Raw genomic sequence first — 1,360 nt, forward strand, 5'->3', positions numbered from 1 at the left:
CGTACTACACGCGCAGCATGGACATGGACAACTTGCGTCGGTACGGAGGCGAAGAGAGTGATGAGTACCGGCAGCTTGTACTCGGCGAGCATGGACGTCCCGTCTTTAGCATCATCCAACGGGAGCAGTTTAAAACGGAACCGTTTGCGTTCAAGGTGGATCGCTACACGAGCGAACACGTCAAGCAAGGGATTCACTGGAATTCGCTTATCGAGCCCCCTGACGTGGCCGGCGTCGATGTGCTTATTGGCATAGACACTGGATACGTTGATCCGACGGTGGTTGTGGTGACGGTGCGTCATAATTCAGTGTGGCGACATATCTATCGTGTTGTCTTACAGCGGATTGATTTTGATTTACAGCAGCGGATTTTGCACGAACTGTTCCAACATTTTCGCCCGATGCGGGTGGGCCTGGACACCAGCTCCGGCGGTGGTGGCTTGCAAATACTGCACGCACTCACGTATAACGACACGTACAAAGCACACCGGTACCGTGATGTCTTGTTGCCGGTAGTGTTTAACGAACGTGTTGCTACTGATGTGGAGCACAACGCACCAACCAAAACCATTGGCGCACTTCACCTGGTGCGCGCAATTCAAGACCATCGCTTGGTCTTCTCTGAGATTGATTTTGAAGCAGCGAACGAGTTAGAGCGTATCACGAAACGCACCACCACCAGCGGGGCCGATAGCTACTACATCTTGAGTGAGACAGGAACCGGCGCATCGGCAAACGACCATATCTTTGCTGCATTTATCTGTTGGGCTATGGCGGATCGCCTATCTGGTCTCACGTCATTCCGGAAAACGTTACCCAAACCGCTAGGGGTGTATCGCTCGGCACGGTAGGAGAGGCGGGGCATGGAGCAAGAACTGGGAAAGGTAACAAGCAGCTATTCACGATCCTACGCGGGGGGGCCAATTCCTGTACCACAGGTGATTGCTGGCTTCGCACCTGGTGCATTGACCGATACACCGCGGTCATACCGTGAGATTGTCAATGCAAGCCGGTGGTATTACCAGCATGACCCCCATATCGCGTCAGTTATCCAACGTATCGCTGATTTGGCCGCCTCTGGCTTGGCAAACAGCGACGTACCATTGATTGGTGGCGAGCAACCGGATGATGAAACATATGCACTTTACGATGCTATTGCGGACAAGATTAATGAAGTCATTCATAGCGTGATCATCAGCTATCTTGTTGATGGCATGGCTATTCCACAGTACGAGCTAAAACGGGTTATGGGCACGCGGTTGGTTGGCGTGCGGACACGAACGCGGTACATGGTACCAACATCGTTTTGGTTACGCGACCCATTGCAGTTTGAATTCTACCCCCCGATCTTTGGCGCGCA

General features: G+C 52.8%; 2 protein-coding genes. Both read left to right on the forward strand.

Features of this window, described 5'->3' with window-relative positions; translation table 11 throughout:
- On the forward strand, positions 1-851 hold an 851-nt coding region (locus tag AC01ZF_RS17500), incomplete at its 5' end, for a phage terminase large subunit family protein (RefSeq protein ID WP_476575543.1).
- Positions 852-863: 12 nt separating this feature from the next.
- Positions 864-1,360 (forward strand): hypothetical protein (locus AC01ZF_RS17505; protein WP_476575544.1); only part of this gene is annotated, 497 nt, incomplete at its 3' end.

Source organism: Chloroflexus sp. (genome assembly GCF_056331925.1).